Annotated in this window: 1 protein-coding gene; it reads right to left on the bottom strand. The window is 37.4% G+C overall.

Annotation, left to right across the window (positions count from 1 at the left end; translation table 11 throughout):
* Positions 1-165: 165 nt before the first annotated feature.
* Positions 166-531 carry an IS66 family insertion sequence element accessory protein TnpB gene (gene tnpB / locus KQI71_RS13110; protein WP_216436399.1) on the bottom strand — a complete coding sequence of 122 codons (366 nt, stop codon included), beginning with the start codon at positions 529-531 and terminating at the stop codon, positions 166-168.
* Between the last annotated feature and the right edge of the window lie 33 nt (positions 532-564).

A 564-nucleotide genomic window follows, 5' to 3' on the forward strand; every position in this document is an offset into this window, starting at 1 on the left:
ATGATCTGTTCCTTTGTAAATCTGTTTCATTGTCCCTCGTTAAATATGATCTCTTTCATAAGACCACACTATCATAGAACATAAACGCATGTAAAGAGATATGAGACAACTTTTTAAATCCGTGGATAAAGTCATTTTGACAGGAATACTTTATCCACAGAATGTTCAGACGAAACGTGGATGATCTATTTTCTGAATACATTTTTTAGGCTTGATCGTCAGACCTTCCATCAACCATCGAAACTGCTGGGATGTAAGCTTACATACTTCTTCCTGACTTCTGGGCCATTGGAATTTACTGGTTTTTTGTTCTAACCGTTTATAGCAGAGTAAAAATCCATCACCTTCCCATATAAGTGCCTTGATCCGGTCTGTTTTACGTCCACAGAACATAAACAGAGTTCTAGGCTGAAAAGGATCCATCCCATAGGTTTGAGAAATGATGTTTGAAAGAGAATCGATTCCTTTTCTTAGATCTGTATAACCACACACAATATAAACAGCCTGAAGACCTTTTGCATCATTCAGCATTTTTCAGGTTCCTCAGCACACGGAAAAGAAGTT

The sequence above is a fragment of the Anaerostipes sp. MSJ-23 genome, from assembly GCF_018918155.1.
Classification (GTDB): domain Bacteria; phylum Bacillota; class Clostridia; order Lachnospirales; family Lachnospiraceae; genus Anaerostipes.

Excerpts from the sequence above, each read along its gene's own strand:
- tnpB (WP_216436399.1), bottom strand. The coding sequence starts at position 531 with ATGCTGAATGATGCAAAAGGTCTTCAGGCTGTTTATATTGTGTGTGGT.